The sequence below is a fragment of the Micromonospora sp. M61 genome (assembly GCF_018070245.1).
In the GTDB taxonomy this organism is placed as follows: domain Bacteria; phylum Actinomycetota; class Actinomycetes; order Mycobacteriales; family Micromonosporaceae; genus Micromonospora; species Micromonospora zamorensis.
Genome location: NZ_JAGPYA010000015.1, coordinates 25,464 through 43,134, shown reverse-complemented (window position 1 = coordinate 43,134; position 17,671 = coordinate 25,464). Strand labels below are relative to the sequence as shown.

Annotated in this window: 20 protein-coding genes and 1 pseudogene; 10 read left to right on the top strand and 11 right to left on the bottom strand. The window is 68.7% G+C overall.

All coding sequences use genetic code 11. The features are described from left to right. Positions 1-19 precede the first annotated feature (19 nt). Positions 20-1,546: a methyltransferase domain-containing protein gene (locus KBX34_RS11165; protein ID WP_210924851.1), complete on the top strand. Its 1,527-nt coding sequence runs from the start codon at positions 20-22 to the stop codon at positions 1,544-1,546. A gap of 10 nt (positions 1,547-1,556) precedes the next feature. On the opposite strand, the gene KBX34_RS33505 is transcribed toward KBX34_RS11165, so the two are convergent. After that, positions 1,557-1,877, bottom strand: coding sequence for a MarR family transcriptional regulator (locus KBX34_RS33505; protein WP_307871376.1), 321 nt, complete (start codon positions 1,875-1,877; stop codon positions 1,557-1,559). On the opposite strand from KBX34_RS33505, the gene KBX34_RS11155 reads away from it, so the two are divergent. From KBX34_RS11155 to KBX34_RS11145, 3 genes are all read left to right on the top strand, one after another. Continuing rightward, complete coding sequence (locus KBX34_RS11155; RefSeq protein WP_247671718.1) at positions 1,815-2,708, top strand: hypothetical protein; 894 nt, start codon at positions 1,815-1,817, stop codon at positions 2,706-2,708. The two genes, KBX34_RS33505 and KBX34_RS11155, sit on opposite strands and share 63 nt — an antisense overlap. Before the next feature lie 53 nt (positions 2,709-2,761). Next, the gene (locus KBX34_RS11150) at positions 2,762-3,523 is read left to right on the top strand and encodes a GNAT family N-acetyltransferase (RefSeq protein WP_210924846.1); all 762 of its coding nucleotides are present in this window, start codon (positions 2,762-2,764) and stop codon (positions 3,521-3,523) included. 87 nt (positions 3,524-3,610) lie between these two features. Then, on the top strand, positions 3,611-4,381 hold the full coding sequence (locus tag KBX34_RS11145; protein WP_210793783.1) for an alpha/beta fold hydrolase: 771 nt from the start codon (positions 3,611-3,613) through the stop codon (positions 4,379-4,381). A gap of 82 nt (positions 4,382-4,463) precedes the next feature. Here the strand turns inward: KBX34_RS11145 and KBX34_RS11140 are convergent, their stop codons facing one another. Next, complete coding sequence (locus KBX34_RS11140; protein ID WP_307871374.1) at positions 4,464-5,684, bottom strand: SpoIIE family protein phosphatase; 1,221 nt, start codon at positions 5,682-5,684, stop codon at positions 4,464-4,466. A 194-nt stretch (positions 5,685-5,878) separates the two neighbouring features. Here KBX34_RS11140 and KBX34_RS11135 point away from each other — a divergent pair, with 194 nt between their 5' ends. After that, entirely contained in the window at positions 5,879-6,316 is a 438-nt protein-coding gene (locus tag KBX34_RS11135) for an ATP-binding protein (RefSeq protein WP_210793784.1), read from the top strand. A gap of 3 nt (positions 6,317-6,319) precedes the next feature. Here KBX34_RS11135 and KBX34_RS11130 read toward each other — a convergent pair whose 3' ends face one another. After that, positions 6,320-6,895 carry a hypothetical protein gene (locus KBX34_RS11130; RefSeq protein WP_210924844.1) on the bottom strand — a complete coding sequence of 192 codons (576 nt, stop codon included), beginning with the start codon at positions 6,893-6,895 and terminating at the stop codon, positions 6,320-6,322. Between the two features lie 512 nt (positions 6,896-7,407). On the opposite strand from KBX34_RS11130, the gene KBX34_RS11125 reads away from it, so the two are divergent. Continuing rightward, positions 7,408-8,736 carry a glycoside hydrolase family 6 protein gene (locus KBX34_RS11125; RefSeq protein ID WP_210924842.1) on the top strand — a complete coding sequence of 443 codons (1,329 nt, stop codon included), beginning with the start codon at positions 7,408-7,410 and terminating at the stop codon, positions 8,734-8,736. A 115-nt stretch (positions 8,737-8,851) separates the two neighbouring features. On the opposite strand, the gene KBX34_RS11120 is transcribed toward KBX34_RS11125, so the two are convergent. Continuing rightward, positions 8,852-9,313 (bottom strand): GNAT family N-acetyltransferase, encoded by a 462-nt coding sequence (locus KBX34_RS11120; RefSeq protein ID WP_247671706.1) that lies wholly within the window; start codon positions 9,311-9,313, stop codon positions 8,852-8,854. A gap of 92 nt (positions 9,314-9,405) precedes the next feature. On the opposite strand from KBX34_RS11120, the gene KBX34_RS11115 reads away from it, so the two are divergent. Genes KBX34_RS11115 through KBX34_RS11105 form a run of 3 tightly spaced genes read left to right on the top strand, consistent with a single transcriptional unit; the run spans position 9,406 to position 12,359 of the window. Next, positions 9,406-9,882: a VOC family protein gene (locus tag KBX34_RS11115; protein WP_247671696.1), complete on the top strand. Its 477-nt coding sequence runs from the start codon at positions 9,406-9,408 to the stop codon at positions 9,880-9,882. Positions 9,883-9,931: 49 nt separating this feature from the next. Further along, on the top strand, positions 9,932-10,693 hold the full coding sequence (locus KBX34_RS11110; protein WP_210924839.1) for a cyclase family protein: 762 nt from the start codon (positions 9,932-9,934) through the stop codon (positions 10,691-10,693). Positions 10,694-10,706: 13 nt separating this feature from the next. Beyond that, the gene (locus KBX34_RS11105; protein WP_210924837.1) at positions 10,707-12,359 is read left to right on the top strand and encodes a thiamine pyrophosphate-binding protein; all 1,653 of its coding nucleotides are present in this window, start codon (positions 10,707-10,709) and stop codon (positions 12,357-12,359) included. Positions 12,360-12,394: 35 nt separating this feature from the next. Here KBX34_RS11105 and KBX34_RS11100 read toward each other — a convergent pair whose 3' ends face one another. From KBX34_RS11100 to KBX34_RS11075, 7 genes and pseudogenes are all read right to left on the bottom strand, one after another. Continuing rightward, complete coding sequence (locus tag KBX34_RS11100; RefSeq protein WP_210924834.1) at positions 12,395-12,958, bottom strand: dihydrofolate reductase family protein; 564 nt, start codon at positions 12,956-12,958, stop codon at positions 12,395-12,397. After that, on the bottom strand, positions 12,946-13,452 hold the full coding sequence (locus KBX34_RS11095) for an SRPBCC domain-containing protein (RefSeq protein WP_210924832.1): 507 nt from the start codon (positions 13,450-13,452) through the stop codon (positions 12,946-12,948). The genes KBX34_RS11100 and KBX34_RS11095 overlap by 13 nt, the downstream gene beginning before the upstream one ends. Next, positions 13,449-13,823: a helix-turn-helix transcriptional regulator gene (locus KBX34_RS11090; protein WP_210793791.1), complete on the bottom strand. Its 375-nt coding sequence runs from the start codon at positions 13,821-13,823 to the stop codon at positions 13,449-13,451. Before KBX34_RS11090 ends, KBX34_RS11095 begins: the two co-directional genes overlap by 4 nt. A 146-nt stretch (positions 13,824-13,969) precedes the next feature. Continuing rightward, positions 13,970-14,352: pseudogene (locus tag KBX34_RS11085) on the bottom strand (class I SAM-dependent methyltransferase); the annotation flags it as partial. Further along, a complete protein-coding gene (locus KBX34_RS33500) occupies positions 14,336-14,734 on the bottom strand; it encodes an NUDIX domain-containing protein (RefSeq protein WP_247667908.1) in 399 nt (132 codons plus the stop codon). The gene KBX34_RS33500 and the pseudogene KBX34_RS11085, both read right to left, overlap by 17 nt. 78 nt (positions 14,735-14,812) lie before the next feature. Further along, positions 14,813-16,078, bottom strand: coding sequence for a prolyl oligopeptidase family serine peptidase (locus tag KBX34_RS11080; protein WP_210924828.1), 1,266 nt, complete (start codon positions 16,076-16,078; stop codon positions 14,813-14,815). A 94-nt stretch (positions 16,079-16,172) separates the two neighbouring features. Beyond that, entirely contained in the window at positions 16,173-16,670 is a 498-nt protein-coding gene (locus KBX34_RS11075) for a hypothetical protein (RefSeq protein WP_210924826.1), read from the bottom strand. Between the two features lie 56 nt (positions 16,671-16,726). Here KBX34_RS11075 and KBX34_RS11070 point away from each other — a divergent pair, with 56 nt between their 5' ends. Continuing rightward, positions 16,727-17,254 (top strand): HAD domain-containing protein, encoded by a 528-nt coding sequence (locus KBX34_RS11070; RefSeq protein WP_307871373.1) that lies wholly within the window; start codon positions 16,727-16,729, stop codon positions 17,252-17,254. Positions 17,255-17,671 lie beyond the last annotated feature (417 nt).

Sequence of the window (17,671 nt, the reverse complement as noted above, 5' to 3'; positions counted from 1 at the left end):
CGGACAACGTGGGGTGACCATGGCTGGCCCGTCCACCCGCTTCGTGCTCTTCCCGGGGCGCCATCACCTGCTGACCTGCTTCCAGGCTGACTACCTGCGGCGGCTCGCCGAGGACGGCGCTGTCACGATCGTCTGGGCGGTGACCTCCGCCAACCACGAGAACACCAAGCGCAATCCGGTCCCGTACCACCGGCGGGAGGCCGCGATCGAGCGATTCAGCGTGCTGAGCGGGCTGCGGTCGGTGGTCGTGCCGATCTTCGACACCGCGTACACCGATGCCTTCGCCGAGGTGACCCTCAAGAACATCGCGGTAGCCACCGGACTCGAACTCACTCCTGCCGACACCCTGGTGGCATGCTCGACGCCGCAGGTCGCCAAGCTGTACGAGCGGCTCGGTTTCACCATCGCGCAGGTCGAGGCCGACCCGGAGCTGCGTACCACGCCCGAACGGCCCTGGGATGTCCTGCTGCGCCTGGCCGCTGGCGACGACACGTGGCGCAAGCTGACGCACCCGGCGACGATCGACGTCTTCGAGCGCTACCGTCTGGTCGACGAGATCCGCATGGTGGTCAACGACCCTCTCGTCGGCGACGAGGGTGGCCTTACCGTCACCCGCGACTACCGGACCTACGTAGAGGCCTTCGCCGGCGCCGCCGAGCGCAAGTGGGACGCCGTCCGGCAGTACGTGCAACCCGGTCGGATCGTGGATATCGGCTGTGGCGCCGGGGCGATCCTGGAGTTGGCCGACCGGGAGGCCGGCCTGCACGAGAGTGACCTCATCGGCGTCGAGGTCGCCCGACACCTCTTTCAGGAGTGCCTGCACAAGAAGGCGCAGGGCGTGTTCCGCAACGCCAACGTGTACTTCTTCCACCGGAACGTCCTCGGTGGCGCGGTCTTCAAGGACCGGTCGGTGGACACCACCCTCACCTTCGCGCTGACCCATGAGATCTGGTCGTACGGGCGGCAGCGGGAGTCACTGTTGCAGTTCGCCCGCCGCATCCACGACCACACCGTGCCCGGTGGCGTCTGGATCAACAGCGACGTGTGTGGTCCGGACGATCCCCACCGTCCGGTGATCCTGCGACTCGTGGCGGATGACGGCGACAACCCGGCATCGCCGCACCGGGACCTCGCCAGCCTCGACTCCGCCGAGGTCAGGCGGTATGTCGGCGGACTGTCGACGCGGGCACGGCTGGATCAGTTCGCTGTCGACTTCGCGTTCCCCTTCGACTACGAGGCGCTGCCCGACGGCTCGGTGCGGCTTGAGCTGGGCTCCGCGATGGACTACCTGACCCGCAAGGACTACACCGACAACTGGCTCTCCGAGACGAAGGAACAGTTCTGTGGCCTCAGTTTCGCCGAGTGGACGACACTGCTGACCGAAGCGGGCCTCGAGATCGGTCCTGCCTCCACCGCCGTCCGCAACGACTGGGTGATCGACAACCGGATCGCGCCGGTCGCCTCTCTCGCCGACCTCGATGGGCAGCCCCTCGACTGGCCGACGACTCACATCCTCACCGTCGCCCACCGACCCTGGAACGAGTGAGGGCTCGCACTCAGGCACCCACGGCGCGGGTCAGCGTCGCCAGTAGGCGCTCGAGCGCTGCGCGGTCGCTGTCGGTGAGACCACGCAGGATGCGCGCCTCATTGGCCAGATGCTCCTCGATCAGCTGGTCGATCAACGTCATCCCGGCCGGGGTCAACGCCACCACCCTGCCGCGCGCGTCGGATTCGAACACCGAGCGTGACACGAGCCCTCGGGCGATCAACCGGTCCACCCGCTTGGTCACCGCACCGGTGGTGACGAGCATCCGTTGGCTCAGCTGCCCGGCCGTGAGCGCGTACGGATCACCCTCGCGACGCAGCGCCGCGAGCACGTCGAACTCACCGTTGCCGAGGTCCGCAGCGGCGAACGGCGGCCGCAGGGCTGCGTCGAGTGCTACGGCCAGCTGCTGGATCCGACCGATGATCAGCAGCGGGCTGGGGTCGAGGTCTGGTCGCTCGCGTCGCCATTGACCAACGATCTGGGTGATGCGGTCGTCATCCACTGTTGCATCCTACCTTCCATGGAAGGTAACTTACCTTCCATGGAAGATAATTCTGACCGTGCGTCGACGGTCACGGCGTACGTGGACCCGTCCTGTCCGTTCGCCTGGATCACCTCGCGCTGGCTGGTGGAGGTGGCACGGATGCGTCCGATCGATCTGCGGTTCGAGGTGATGAGCCTCGCGGTGATCAACGAGCATCGCGATCTGGAGCCCTGGTACCGCGAATTCAACGACCGGGCATGGGGGCCGGCGCGGGTGTGCACGGCGGTGTCCGCCGAACACGGCCCGACCGCCCTCGCGAGTCTGTACGCGGCGCTCGGCCGCCGGATCCACGACGAGGGCGACAAGGATTTCGACGCCGTCGTCCCCGCGGCTCTTGCCGAGGCGGGCCTTCCCGCCGACCTGGCCGGGGCCGCCCATCGCAGCGACATCGACCCGCGGATGCGGGCGAGCACCGCCCGCGCACAGCAACTCGTGGGCGAGGACCTCGGCACCCCGACGATCGTGGTCGACGACGTGGCGTTCTTCGGCCCCGTACTGACCTCGATCCCGCGCGGGGAAGAGGCCCTGCGCGTCTTCGACGGTGCCCGTCAGCTCGCCTCCTGCGGGGCCTTCTCCGAACTCAAACGCGTCCGGGCCGGCGGCCTCAGTTTTGCCTAGCCCCGCCGTGTCACGCGCCGAGTCGAGACCCCTTCGAAGGGACAACTACCGCCATGACGACAGAAGCGAACGAACGCGCCCGGTCCCTGTCCGCCTCCGACGCGCCACTGCGCCAGGCCCGTAACTCCGCTGCCTTCTGGGCCACCACCGGGCGGGTCCGCGGCCACGAGGTGCTCCGTCGGCGGGGCTTCCTCGCCGTCGTCGGCGACGGGCGCGCGGGCCTGCGCATCCTGATCCAGGAGCCCGACCTCCGTCGTGAGGAACTGGCCGAGATCACCGAACTGGCGGCCCGGGCGACCGGGCCGGTGGACGCCGAGGACCCGTTCAGCTCGACGGATCTGCGCCACCTCGACATGCGTTCCTGGCAGATGCCGGTCATGCTGCGCCAGCCCGGCGTCGTGGCCGAGCCGGCGATGGCGGTCATCCGGCTGCGAAGCGAGGAGGACCTGCGAGCCGCGGAGCGTACCGTGATCGCCGCTTTCGAGCTGGACAGGTTCGTGCCCCACCGAGCCGGCGAGATGTTCCCGACGGCGTTGATCCGCCAACCAGGTGTGGACGTGTTCGTCGCCAGCCTGGATGGCGAGATCGCCGGGGTGTGCGTCACGGTCGTGCACGGTGGGCTCGGCAGTCACTACTGGGTCGGAACCGCACCGGAGTTCCGGTCCCGTGGTGTCGGGCGGGCGGTCATGCTGGGATCCCTGGCTCCGATGGCGGAGCTGCTGGTCACGCTGACCGCCTCCCGACTGGGCCAGCCGCTGTACGAGTCCTTGGGGTTCGCCGTCACCGGCACCTCGACCTGGTGGTCGTCCCGGTAGGAGTCCGGCGCGACCACAGAATTTGGTCATCCACGCTCGAACCGCCTGCTGAACTGTGCGTCACTCGACTGTGGAAGGCTCGGAGCCGTGGATCAGTTCATCAACGTGGGTGACGGGTCCGTGTGGGCCCAGGACACCGGGGGTGGCCTTCCGCCCGTCGTGCTGCTGCATCCGGGCGTTGGCGACTCTCGCATCTGGGACCCGGTGTGGGAGCGGCTCGCCGGGCAGCACCGGCTGATCCGGTACGACGTGCGGGGCTTCGCGCGCTCAGCACCGCCGGCCGGGCGGTTCTCCCGGCTGGACGACCTGCGTCGGGTGCTCGATCGGCTCGAGGTCGGGCCGGCGTTGTTCGTCGGTTGCAGCATGGGCGGCGGCACCGCGCTCGACCTCGCCCTCGCCGAGCCGGATCGGGTCCGCGGGATGGTGCTGGCCTGCCCCGGCATCTCTGGCGCCCCGCCCGCCCACGATCCCGACGACGAGCCGGACAGCTCCGACCCGGAGATCTTCCTCGAACAGGGCATCGCCCGATGGGCCCGCGCCGGCCGAGATCCGCTCGTCGTCGATCTGCTGCGCTCGGCGGTTCGGTTCTGGCTCAACTGGGGCGACGCCTTCACTGATGACGGCGACGCGTGGTCCCGGCTGGAAAGTGTGGCCACCCCCTGCGTGCTGCTGCTCGGCGATCTCGAGCGCCAGTCGTTCGTCCCGGCCTGCGTCGAGGCCGCGCGACGCATTCCCGGGTGCCGCCTTGTGCGGATACCCGGCGCCGACCATTTCGTGCCGTTGCGGGCACCCGACGCCGTGGTGGAGGCGCTGCGCTCGCTGCGTGCTGATCGGACCGGCCACCAGTTGCCCCGGTAGCCCGACGGCAGCCCTTACGCAGTAGCGCACCTGATCAGGGCATCGTGACCCTGCGGAGGTGGCCGACGGTTGCCCGAGCGGCTCAATCCGGCGGTGGCTGGCGCCGGATGACCAGGAGGGCGATGTCGTCGTTGGGGTGCTCCTCTGCGGTTGTGGCCATGATGTGGTCGCACAACGCCTCGGCTGGCCCGGACCGCACGGCGTCGGCGAGGCGCTCGATGCCGGTGTCGATCAGTTCGGTGCGGCGTTCGATCAGTCCGTCGGTGTAGAAGATGAGCGCCGCGCCCGGTGGTAGGTCCAGCACGGTGTTGCGGCGAGTGGCTGATGGTCTGCCCACACCGAGTGGCCGGTCCACCGTCAGGTTGACGAGCGCGGTGGGACGGCCGGGGACAGCCAGCAGCGGTGGCAGGTGGCCGGCGGAGGAGAGGTGCACCCTCGTGCGATCGGGTGTGATCAGGGCGTAGACGGCGGTGGTGAGGGTGCCCGCTTCGAAATGGTGGATCTTGCGGTCGAGAGATGTCAGCGCTTGGGCGGGATCGTCGGAATCGAGGGCGTAGGCGCGCAGCGCGCTGCGGATGCGTCCCATGACGACGGCGGACGGCAGTCCGTGGCCCGAGACGTCACCGATGACGGTGCCCAGCCAACCCGAGGGCAACGTGAACACGTCGTACCAGTCGCCACCAATGCCCAGGTCGTGGCCGGGCACGTACCGGGCGGCCAGGTCCAGGCCGGGGATGTCGGGTAGTCGGCCGGGCAGCAGGCTACGTTGCAGGGCCAGCGCTGCCTGCCGGTCGAGGACCTGCGCTCGGGCCCGACCCGCGAGGCTGGCGCGATCGGCAACCAGCTGCAACAGCCGCACGTCGTCGGGACCGAACCGCCGCAGGGCCAGGGAGCCGACGTGCAGTACGCCGACGAGGTCGCCGTTGACGAGCATGGGCACGCCGAGCAGAGCACGTACGCCCGTGGCGAGCAGGACGGGATTGACCACGTCGTCGGACGTGACGTCATGGATCGTGACCGGCGCACGTGTCGCCGCCACTCGCCCGGCGAAGCCGCGTCCGACCCGGAGGCGGAAACCGCGACGTACCTCTTCCTCCAGGCCTTTTGCCGCTGTCGCGACGAGCTCGCCGGTGTGTTCGTCCAGCAGCAGGATGGTGGCGGTGTCGACCTTGAGCAGGTCACGGACGCGTTCCAACAGCTCGTCGAGCAACTCGGCGACGTGCAGCCCCGACAGGGCGGCATCGGTGATCGCCTCGATACGACGCAGCCGCTCGTCATTGGTCATCAGCTCGGCGTCCGCCACGCAGGCAGCCTAGACGCCGGCACACCGCCGACGGCATGCCAGCAGCGAGATCAACAGTGTTGCGCCGCCGAGGTGGGGTATCTTCCCATGTCACATCGATGCACTGATCGTCCGGCGAACCCGTTCCGGAGAGCTGTCCTCCCTCGTGCCATCGACAAGCTCACCGGCTCCGCGTCCGACAGGGAGGGGAAGCAGTGGCGAACCCACCGCTCGGCCACCATGCTCCCTCCGCCAGGAAGCCGCTGCTCTCGACGTCGTTCACCCTCGCCGACCTGACCCGCGTCCGACGCGAGGTTGAGGCCGCCAGCCGCCGGTGCGGCCTCGGCCACGACGAGATCGAGAACTGGGTCACTGCGGTCAACGAACTGATGATCAACGTGATTCGGCACGGGGGCGGCAGAGGTGGCCTACGCCTGCTCGTGGATGGCCAGCTCACCTGTGAAGTCACCGACTGCGGGCCGGGCTTCAACACCGCGCACTACCTTCCGCGCACCGAGCGACCACCCCTGTCCGAAACGGGAGGTATGGGCCTGTGGGTGGTCGGGCAGATGGCTGACTACCTCCTCGTCGTCAGCGGACCCGCAGGGACCACCATTCGCATCGCGGCACGCACCAGCGGCACTTTCGCATAGCCTTCAGAGCCCGGCTGCGGCGTCGTACCGGCGGCGTTGGTCGGCCATTTCCGAGTCGGTCAGCGCCTCCTTGAGCGCCAACTCCGCGTACTTCTCCGGGAACATCTCGCGCAGCCGGTCGGTGAACATGACGTCGGCGGTCGCCTCGACCACCTGGATGCCCGGAGGTTCGGTGGACATGTCCATGATCACGGGGCCGGCCAGCTTGACCGCCACGTCCCAGGGGCGTTTCTGCTCGGCGACTCCGCAGAGGTGGAAGCCGTAGACCGTTCGCACGTCGGCAAGCGCGCTGACCTTGGCCGGCTCGTAGCCGTAGACGCGGACCCCGCAGATCACTGCCGGCTTCTCGGTGGTCACCTGCTGGGCAGTGTGTCCGGCGTGGTTGTGCTGCCCCGGGTCCGCCTGTTCGAGCGTGGTGCGCATCCGAGCCATGATCTGCCCCTGCAGATCGGCCGGCTTCGCCTCCGGGTCGGCCCGGTTGAGCAGTACGACCGCGCCGGCCGACACCACCAGCAGGATCACCGCCACCCACACATAGCGGTTTCGGTGCCAACCCGCGAAACGTTCTCGGGAAATCATGATTGCTTCTCAATTCGTCGCCGGTTCTGGTGCGCTGACGGACCGGATCGGATGCACGGCGTGTCAGACGTCGAGCGCGTCGGCCGTCGGGGGATGCGCAGTGAGGAATGCCTACGGCGGGCGAGGATGCCTGCCCGGCACGATGCCCGTCGTCCTGGAGATGGCCCGGCGATGCGGCATGTGAGCGTCCGCCAAGCGGCGCGCTGCCGGCACTGCGATGCTCCCGCGCTGGCCGTTCCCCAGCGCGGTTGCCCCCGCGCTGCGGCGATGTGAGTCATTCCAGCACGCCGGAGCCCGTTCTGGCAACATCGACAAGTATCAGTGTGCATTCGTCCCGCCTTGACGGATGACGAGGTCCTGCTCATCGACGGGCCTCCACGTCTTGGCAGGGGCGCGCACCTCCGATACCGTCCTGGGAACGCTCCCATGAACGTGGAAACATCTATGTGATCAGGAGGCAACACGTCGTGCCTACCCTCTCCTCGCTTCGCCGCAGATCGGCGGCCATCAGCATGGCGGCCGTCGCGGCCGCCACCGTCGTGGGCGTCTGCCTGACCGTCGGCAGTGCCTCCGCCGGCACGCTGTCCGGCTCGCTCTACCGCGACCCGAGTTCGGCCGTCGTCCGTTGGGTCGCCGCGAACCCCGGCGACTCGCGTACCGCCGTCATCCGCGACAAGATCGCGAGCCAGCCGCAGGCCCGCTGGTTCGCCAACTTCAACCCGTCGACAGTGCAGTCCGAGGTCTCCGAGCACATCGGCGCCGCCAACGCGGCGCAGCAGATCCCGGTGCTGGCGGTGTACGAGATCACCAACCGGGACTGCGGCGGAGCCAGCGCCGGTGGGGCGCCGGACCTCAACCAGTACCAGACGTGGGTGTCCAACTTCGCCAGGGGACTGGGCAACCAGACCGTCATCATCATCCTGGAAACCGACTCGCTCGCCCTGCTGACGTGCCTGAGCAGCGGCGAGATCAGCGCTCGCAACGAGGCGATCTCGACGGCCACCCGGACCATCAAGTCGGCCAACCCCAACGCCAAGGTGTATCTCGACGGCGGTCACTCCACCTGGAACAGCGCGGGGGAGACGGCCAACCGGCTCCGGGCGGCCGGCGTGCAGTACGCCGACGGCTTCTTCACCAACGTGTCGAACTACAACTCCACCTCCGGCGAGGCGAACTTCGGCCGGAACGTCATCTCCGCCCTCAACGGCATGGGCATCTCGGGCAAGCGCCAGGTGATCGACACCAGCCGTAACGGAGGCGCCAGCGGGGACTGGTGCGGCGACGACAACACCGACCGGCGCATCGGGCAGTACCCGACGACCAGCACCGGCGACAGCAACATCGACGCGTACCTCTGGGTGAAGCCGCCGGGGGAGGCGGACGGGTGCCGCTACACGGCCGGTTCGTTCCAGCCCGACCTGGCCTTCAGCCTGGCCAACGGCGCGCCCAACCCGCCGACCACCGCTCCGCCGACGACCACTCCTCCGACCACCACCCCGCCGACGACCACCCCGCCGACCACCCCTCCGCCGAACAGCTCGCCGCCGACCGGTGACGGCTGCTACGCGGATGTGGCGGTCAACCAGTGGGCCGAGGGCTTCACTGCGACCGTGACGGTCACCGCCGGCAAGTCGGAAATCAACGGCTGGAAGGTGACCGTCGAACTGCCCGCAGGCGCCGCGGTCACCGGCACCTGGAACGCGCAGGCCAGCGGCACCAGCGGCGCCGTCCAGTTCACCAACGTGAGCTACAACGGACGCGTCGCCGGCCGGCAGTCGACCACCTTCGGCTTCCAGGGCAACGGCACCGGCCCGGGCAGGATCGCCGTCTGCGTCGGCTGACCCATCCGGGAGCTGCGGCCCGGCGCGGAGGAGCACTCTCTGCGCCGGGCCCGTCCCCGTCCTGCGGTAAGGGCCGGACCGGCCGGCGCCCAGGGTTCAGGTGAAGAAGTGCGGTTCAGTCGACCCGCTGGGCCAGCACCTGACCCGGCCAGGACCCAGACAGGAAGGTGTGGGTGGGGGTGAACCCGTGGCGCTCGTAGAACGCCACCAACTCGCCACCGCCGCCCGCCCAGCAATCGACCCGTAGCAACTGCACGCCCGCTCGTCGGGTCTCGTTCACGGCGTGTGCCAACAGGGCCGACCCCAGGCTCCGGCCGGCGAATCGTCGGTCGGAAACCAGGAGACGGACGTAGCGCTCCGGTTCTGCCGCAGGCGCGATCGGTGCTTTCGGATCGGGCCCGGCATCCAACACCAGTGCCGCGGCCGGCGTTCCGTCCATTTCCGCGATGAACGGAAGGCTCTCGGTCAGATACCGGTCGACCAGCTCGACCCGTTCGGGCTTTTCCGAGAACGGCGTCGTGCCCCACTGCTCGGTGTTGCCGCGATCATTCATCCAGGCCACCGCGGAGTCGAGCATGGTCAGCACTGCGGGTGCGTCGGCCGGACCACCGCGTCTGATTCGTACGCCGCGGGTGGGGTCGTCCATGGCGGAATTGTAATCTGTGGCTCATGGAAGACGCCGACCAGCGGGACCCCCAACCTGGGCGGGGGACGGTCCAGCGGATGGACAACATCGCGATCGTCGTCGACGACCTCGCGGCTGCCAGGGCGTTCTTCGTCGCACTCGGCCTGGAGTTCGAAGGTGAGGCGACAGTCGAGGGCAGCGCGGTGGATCGCCTCGTCGGGCTCAAGGGAGTCCGCTCAGACATCGTGGTGATGCGCACCCCGGACGGCCACGGACGGCTCGAGCTGACCAGGTACCACACGCCGACGAGCCCAGACGGTGACCCGCGGGCGCCGGCGAACACGCTGGGCGCGCATCGTGTCATGTTCGCCGTCGAGGACATCGACGACATCCTCGACCGCCTGCGGCCACACGGAGCCGAGCTCGTCGGCGAAGTGGTGCGATACGAGAACAGCTACCGGCTCTGTTACCTCCGTGGCCCCGCAGGCATCATCGTCGCGCTGGCCGAGCAGATCACGTGACCGGTCCGGGCATCCATCGTGGATCGTGAGTGCGGTGTACCGTCGCCGCATGACGGTGCTGCAGGAGTTTGTCGCCGCTCTTTCCAGCGGCCGGATCCAGGTTGTCGACCTCACCGCCCCGCTCTCGGACCAGACCCCGATCCTGGGTCTGCCCGAGCAGTTCGGCCAGACCTGGCCGTTCCGGCTCAGTGAGATCAGCCGGTACGACGACCGTGGTCCGGCCTGGTACTGGAACAACTTCTCCACCGGCGAGCACACCGGCACCCACTTCGACGCGCCGGTGCACTGGGTCTCCGGTCAACACGGCGCGGACGTCTCGCAGGTCCCGGTGAGCCAGTTGATCGCCCCGGCGGTGGTGATCGACCACGCGGCCGACGCCGCCGACAACAGTGACTTCCTGCTCGAGGTCGAGCACATCAAGGCGTGGGAGGCGGAACATGGTGCCCTGCCCACCGGTGGCTGGCTGCTCTACCGCACCGGTTGGGACGCGTACGGCGACGACCCCGAGCGGTACGCCAACGCCGGGCGAACCCCGGGCATCTCCGTCGAGTGCGCCCGCTGGCTGGCCGAGGAGTCGCCGATCCAGGGCGTCGGGGTGGAGACGGTCGGCACCGACGCGGGCGCCGCGCACTCGTTCGACCCGCCGTTCCCGTGCCACTCGTTCCTGCTCGGCCAGGAGAAGTACGGCCTGACCCAGCTACGCAACCTGGCGCAGTTGCCGACGACCGGCGCGGTGGTGATCGCCGGACCGCTGCCGATCGTCTCCGGATCCGGCAGCCCGTGCCGGGTCCTCGCGCTGGTCGAACGGTAGGACCGGGCCACAGATGCGGGTCGCCGAGGTGGTCGGCCGGGTTCTGTACGAACACGGCGCACGGTACGTCTTCGGGGTGGTCGGCAGCGGTAACTTCCATGTGACGAACGCGCTCGTGGCGGCCGGTGCCCGGTTCGTGGCGGCGGCCCACGAGGGCGGCGCGGCGAGCATGGCGGACGGGTACGCCCGCACCTCCGGGACGGTGGGCCTGCTCTCGGTGCACCAGGGTCCGGGCGTCACCAGCGCGCTGACCGGCCTCACCGAGGCCGCGAAGAGCCGTACACCGATGGTGGTCCTGGCCCCGGAGGCGACCGCGCCGCGGTCTAACTTCTTCATCGACCTGCCGGCGCTCGCCGCCGCGGTCGGGGCCGACTTCCATCGGGTACGCGCGACACACGCGGCCGAGGACGCGGGCGCGGCGTACCGGGCCGCCGCCCGGGGCGCGACGGTGGTGCTGGGCCTCCCGTTGGAGGTGCAGCTCACCGTGACCGAACCGTGGTCCGGCCTGTTCCCTGCGGTCGCGCCCACCCCGGCCACCGTCCCGCAGGTCGAGCCGTTGCTGGCCGCGCTCCAGGCCGCACGTCGACCGGTCTTCATCGCGGGTCGGGGCGCCCGGGCGGCCCGGGAACCGCTGACACGGCTCGCCGACGCGTGCGGGGCACTGCTCGCGGTCTCCGCCGCCGCGAAGGGCCTGTTCGCCGGGAACCCGTGGTATATCGACGTGGCCGGCGGCTTCGCCACCCCGCTCGCCGCCGAGCTGATCGGTGCGGCGGACCTGGTCGTCGCGTGGGGCAGCACACTGAACATGTGGACCACCCGGCACGGTGAACTGATCCCGCCCTCCGCCGTCGTCGTCCAGGTGGACCACGACCCGGCCGCGTTCGGGGTGAACCGCCCGGTCGACCTGACGGTGGCGGGCGAGGTTTCGGCGGTCGCCGAGGCGACACTCGGTCGACTGGGCTCCACGGGGCCCGTGGACGCCGGGCCCGGCGGCTGGCGTACGCCGGAGCTGGCGCAACGGATTCGCGACCACGGCCGGTGGCGGACCGTCCCGTACTCAGACGAGGGTGGGCCGGCGCGGTCCGACACCCCGGCGACGATCGACCCGAGGACGCTGTCGGCAGCCCTGGACGACCTGCTGCCGCCCGACCGGACGGTGGTGGTCGACTCGGGCAACTTCATGGGCTACCCGTCCATGTGGCTCGACGTGCCGGACGTGGCCGGGTTCTGTTTCACCCAGGCTTTCCAGTCGGTCGGGCTCGGCCTGGCCAGTGCACTCGGCGCGGCGGTCGCCCGGCCGGACCGGCTCACCGTCGCGGCGGTCGGCGACGGTGGCTTCGTCATGTCCGCGACCGAACTGGTCAGCGCCGTCCGGCTGGCGGCACCCCTCGTCGTGGTGATCTACAACGACGCGGCGTACGGCGCCGAGGTGCACCACTTCGGCCCGGACGGGCACCCGTTGGAGACGATCACCTTCCCCGAAACCGACCTGGCCGCGATCGCCCGTGGCTACGGCTGCGACGGGTTGACCGTCCGGACCGTCGACGATCTCGGACCGGTACGCCACTGGCTCGCTGGTTCCCGCACCCGGCCACTGGTGGTCGACGCCAAAGTCAGCGCGGCGCACGGCTCATGGTGGCTGGAGGAGGCGTTCCGCGGCCACTGAGCCACCGCCGTCATCCAACCTCGCAGGGCTGTCGTTCACTGCCCGCGAGGGCGGTAGCGCAGGTGTACGACCCCGTTTGGGAATCGGCGCTCGTCGAGGAGCTCAAGGTCGGCGCGCATGCCGGTCGGCAGCCCTGGCTTGCCGCCCCCGAGGACAACGGGCAGGATCATCAGCTGGCACTCGTCGACCAGCCCGGCCTTGAAAGCCTGCGCCGCGAGGTTGGCACCTCCAACGGTGAGATCGCTGCTGGCCGTGGCCTTCAGTTCGCGTACGGCGGCGGGGTCGAAACGGCGTTCGATTCGAGTGTCGGCAGTTGAGGCCGCGTCGAGGCTCGTGGAGTAGACGACCTTGCTCGCCGCCTGCCAGGCGTTCGCGAAGTCGGCCGTGAGGTCGGACTGCGCGGCCAGAGCGGGGTCGTTCTCCCAGACGGCCATCGCCTCGTACAGGCCCCGCCCGTAGAGAAACGTGCCCACGGATCGCAGGAGGTCGGTGTGGAACGCGAACACCTCGTCGCCGAGTGGAAACCAGTCGATCGCGCCGCGTTCGTCCTCGATGTACCCGTCAAGCGACACGTTCGTCACGTAGATCAGCTTTGCCATGCCTCTGCCTCTCGATGACTTGTTGCAACGGCCTGCGCATTCATCAGCGCGGTGTCCAGCTTGGTGAACGCCTGGCGCCAGCCCTCCTCGCTGGGGCGCGCCAGATGTTCGGGGAGCCACTGGCGGATCTCGAGTCGCGTCCGTCCGCCCGCCTCGTCGTGGAACTCGACCCGGAGTCTCGTCTCGAACGGCTCGATGCCCTCCTGCAGCCGGCCACCGACGTGCATGACGCCTTGGAGCAGTTCGCCGTCGGCGACGTCCGTGAGGTCGACGTGGACGTGCACCCGAAGCTCGGGTTGGGCGGCACTGACCTCCGTCCACCGTTGAAAGCCGCCGGGGCGTACGTCGAACTCGATCTCGTCGCGCGGCAGTGAGTTGCCGGTCGGGCCCCACCACGCCGCCAGATGGTCGGGATCGGTGAAGGCTCGGTAGACGAGCTCCCGCGGCGCGTCGAACACGCGAGAGATGACGAGCTGCGGAATTTCGGTGGTCATTCGGGCTCCCTGGGGTCGTCGGCCACCCGGTCCGTTGCCGGTCCGGCGGCCTGCACCGCGGCGAGGTGGGCATCGAGGCGAGTGAGGGACGAGTCCCAGAACCGCCGGTAGCGCTCGATCCAGTCGGCTGCCTCGCGCAGCGGGGCAGCTTCGAGGTGACTCGCGCGCCACTTGCCCGACCGTGACCGCGAGATGAGCGCGGCGCGTTCGAGCACCTTCAGGTGCCGTGACACCGCTGGCATCGAGATGGACAGAGGAGCGGTGAGTTCGGTGACCGTGGCGTCGCGTTCGGCCAACTCGGCGACGATTGCCCGTCGAGTCGGGTCGGCGAGCGCCGAGAACACCGCGCTGAGCTGATCGGTGCCAGCCATCGTGAGCTCCTTCACTTAACCAGTGTGTTAAGCGTATTGGGATGCGGGTGATGTTGTCAACGGGATGCGTTCGTTCGGGCCTTGCCTTCAAGGCCTGGTGCGGTCTGCCGCGTTGAGGGGTTCGGCGGCACGGCGGGGGATCGGCATCAGGCTTTCTGGGCGAGCAGATACCCCTGGGCGGGGCTGTCCGGCCCATCGGCGGGCACGCCGCCCCAGAACACGGTCGTGAAGCCAGCGTCCGTGACAGCTCCGGCCTTGAAGGCGGTCACCAGATACCACCCGGCTTGACGACGCGACGCAGCTCGCCGTAGGCCGCCGGTCGATCGGCCGGGGCCAGGAAAATGAGGGAGTACCAGCAGACCACGCCTACCAGCGACGCGTCCTCGAAGGGCAGCTCACGCAGGTCGGCGACATCGAACCGGAAGGTCGCATGGTCACGCCGAGCCACGCGGATCATCTCGGGTGAAAGGTCGACTCCCCAGGATGTCAGGCCCCTGGTTGCCAGATAGGGCTCAAGGCGTCCCGTCCCGAAGCAGCGCCGCCAGGTCGCCGAACACCAGGGGAAGGCCACCCAGCTCGTTGATCCCGACCCAGGCGATGTCGTCATGCTCGTCGGGTGCGCGGTTGGTGGGAGAGCCGACCCAGTCTCCAATTTTCCAGACGCCCACGTGAACGGCGTCCTCGCCACTGCCGGCATGCCAGTCGCCCAACCGTGAAGCGGACTCCGCCACGATGTGAACACCGAGCTCCTCGTGCATCTCCCGCGCGAGTGCTTGTAGTTCGGACTCACCCGTGTCGACATGGCCCCCGGGCAGATCCCAGAGATCCGGGTATGCCCGGCGGGTCGGGCTGCGGTGGACCAGCAGGACCGCGCCGTTCTCAACGAGTGCACCTGTGACGACGACATGCATGACCGGATTGGAGCACAGGGATGGGACAAGCCCGCTCCAGCCGACGGTGCGCCCGCCCGCTTGACCCCGGACGGCGGATCACCGACGGCGGCGGGCCATCCACTGCCAGATGTGGGTGCCGTTGCTACTCGGGTCGTTGCGGGCCACGTAGATCCAGGACCAGTGACCGGGGAACTGGTAGCCGTTCCAGACGACGTGGTCGTACAGGGTGATCAGTGAGCCCGGGATGAGGTCGTGGGCGTGGATCGTGTTGGTCTCGGGTGGCACCGTGTCGTCGTCGAGCGAGGTGACCAGCCAGGTCGGGGTCTGGATCTCCGCCAGCTCCTCATCGGTGATCAGCGGCGGCCCCTCCCCGCTGAGCGGCTCGACGATGCCGCAGATCGGCACCGACGCGGCGAACAGATCGGGATAGGCGACGGTCATCTCCAGGGACATGTAGCCGCCGTTGCTGCAACCGGCCACGTAGATCCGGTGCGGGTCGACGCGCTTGCGGCGGACGAGGTCCTGGACGATCTCGCGGATCAGTGGGGCGAAGCGGGGGCCGTCCTCCATCCAGTAGGAGGTGCTCTGCGGAGCGACGACGTACGCGCCGGAGAAGATCCGTTGAGCCTCCGGAGTGGCGAAGCCCAGGGCGCCCCGGTTGGCGCGCAGCGTGGTCTCGTTGTCGTAGTAGTCGTCGGGCAGTGAGGCACCCTCGCCGCCACCGTGCAGCCAGAGGATCAACGGCCGCCGACCGTGGCGGGGCGAGCGCTCCGGGGAGTACAACCGGTACTTCAGGCCGGAGCTGGAGACGTGGTGGCTGAACGCGTCCACCTCGGGGTTCGACAGCCGCCCCTGCACGAAGCGCGTGATGGTGACCGGTGAGCCGTGGCGCCGGACGAGTGGGGTGTTCTGCCTGATGGTGTAGACGAGGTCCAGCCGGACGTTACGGCCCCTGCTCACGATGTAGCCAAGGGTGCCACCGCCGGGTTGACCTTCGGCGTGGCTCAGCTCCAGCACGATGTTTCCGTGCCGGTCGAGTCGGGCCGCGGTCACCGTGCGGTCCAGGTCGTACTCGCTGAAGATCTGGTCCCCGGGAGCGATCGGGATCGGGCTGGTGGCCTTGGCGTGGACGGTGAACGTGCCGGGGGTGAGCCCGGCGGGGTCGATCGGCCCGAGCCGGCCGGTCTCCAGGGTGACCGAGGTGACCTGCTCACCGCCGTCAAGGGTCCTCGCGTCAAGGGTGAATCTCACGCTGGTGGGGTGGTGGCCACCGGCGTGGGCTGCGGCGCCGGGCAGCGCGAGGCCGATGGCGGCACCGGCACCACCGGCCAGGACGGTGCGGCGAGTGACAGACGTGGACATGCGGGCCCCCGTACCTGTGCGGCATAAAGACGGTCATCAATGACGTTTCAACCTAGCGCCGCAGATCAGACATGTCCAGGATCGTACGAAGTGCTCAGACGGCAGGTTGACGCCACTGCTTGAGCCGGCGCGCGGGGAAATCGCCGGCAGGCGACCAGAGCTGCACCCGCCACCTGTCGCCGGGGGTGGTCGAGCCGGGCCAGCCCCGGTTGACGAAGCCCCGACCCGATATTCGTGCGGCGTACCGGCCGCTCGGCACCTCGAAGGTGACGACCGTGTCCGTGGGGCTGAAATACTGGAGCACGTCATCGACCACCAGGAGGCTGGCCTCGAAGGCCTCCTCCCAGTCTTCGCGATCATCAGGCGGCGGGTCGTCCCACACCTCCAGACGGAACGGCATCTCGAAGTTGTTCTGGTGAGGGGAGATGACGACGACCCCCGTGTCGTCTGCCGCGATGCCTGAGCCGTTGATCGCCTGTTCCAGCAGGGTCATATAGTCGGCGTCGGGCGATGGGTTGCCGTAGAGGCAGAACTGGCCGTAGTCGAGCCGCAGGGTTCTTTCCTCGACCCGGCGCGGCACGGTAGCGCTCACCCGGGACATTGTGCCCGATGAGCGGCACAAGGTCACCCGCACGATACGGTTCGCGCGTGACGCATGGTCTTGCCAACCTGCCCTTGGTATTTCTCGATGTGGACGGACCACTGATCCCGTTCAAGGCCAGGTCGGTTGGCGGTGGGCACTCCTTCGCGGGTGCCGTGGCACGTTCCTCAGGAGGCGCCGGCAACCCCTTGCTCGACCGGATCGACCCAACTGACGGTCAGCGGCTGTCGGCTCTGAATTGCCAGTTGGTGTGGGCGACGACGTGGATGGCCGACGCGAACGAAGTCATCTCGCCACTGCTCGGCCTACCTTCCCTGCCTGTCGTCGAATGGCCGGACGACGATGAGGATCCAGCGCACGGCCTGCACTGGAAGACCGCATATCTGACGCAGTGGGCGGCGGGACGACCGTTTGTCTGGCTCGACGACGAGACGACCGACGTTGACCGGCGATGGGTCGCGGCTCATCATCCGGCGCGAGCGCTGCTGCACCGCGTCGACCCGTACAAGGGCCTGACCGACGCGGATTTCGCAGCCGTCCGTCGATGGCTTGCCCACCTGAACGACCTCGCCTGAACGTCAGGCTGGACGCCTACGGTTTCCATCTCGGGCACTGTCGCGGATGCATCTTGCTGTTCGCATGTTGACGATTGGCGGCAGGTGACGAATTCCAGGGACGTGGGACCCAGTCAATTGGCGCGGTCGCCGATGGTTCATCAGGTGGCGCAGAACTCCCAGGTCGCAGGTCACGGTAGAAATATGACCGCTTCGGGTGATTCGGTATAGGCGGCCATGATCGTGGTGATATCAGATTGGGTACGGCCCTCCAATGAACAGTTAGGCGTCCTGGCTGTAGCCCCGCAGTGACCTGGGACTTGTCGGCTGCCAGGCGCCGGAGGATGCGGGCGATTTATTGGGTTTCAGGGACATCATTCCGCGCTTCTGGTGACCGGTCCTTTTCTGCGGGTTGTGATGCGATGTCGAAAAGAACCT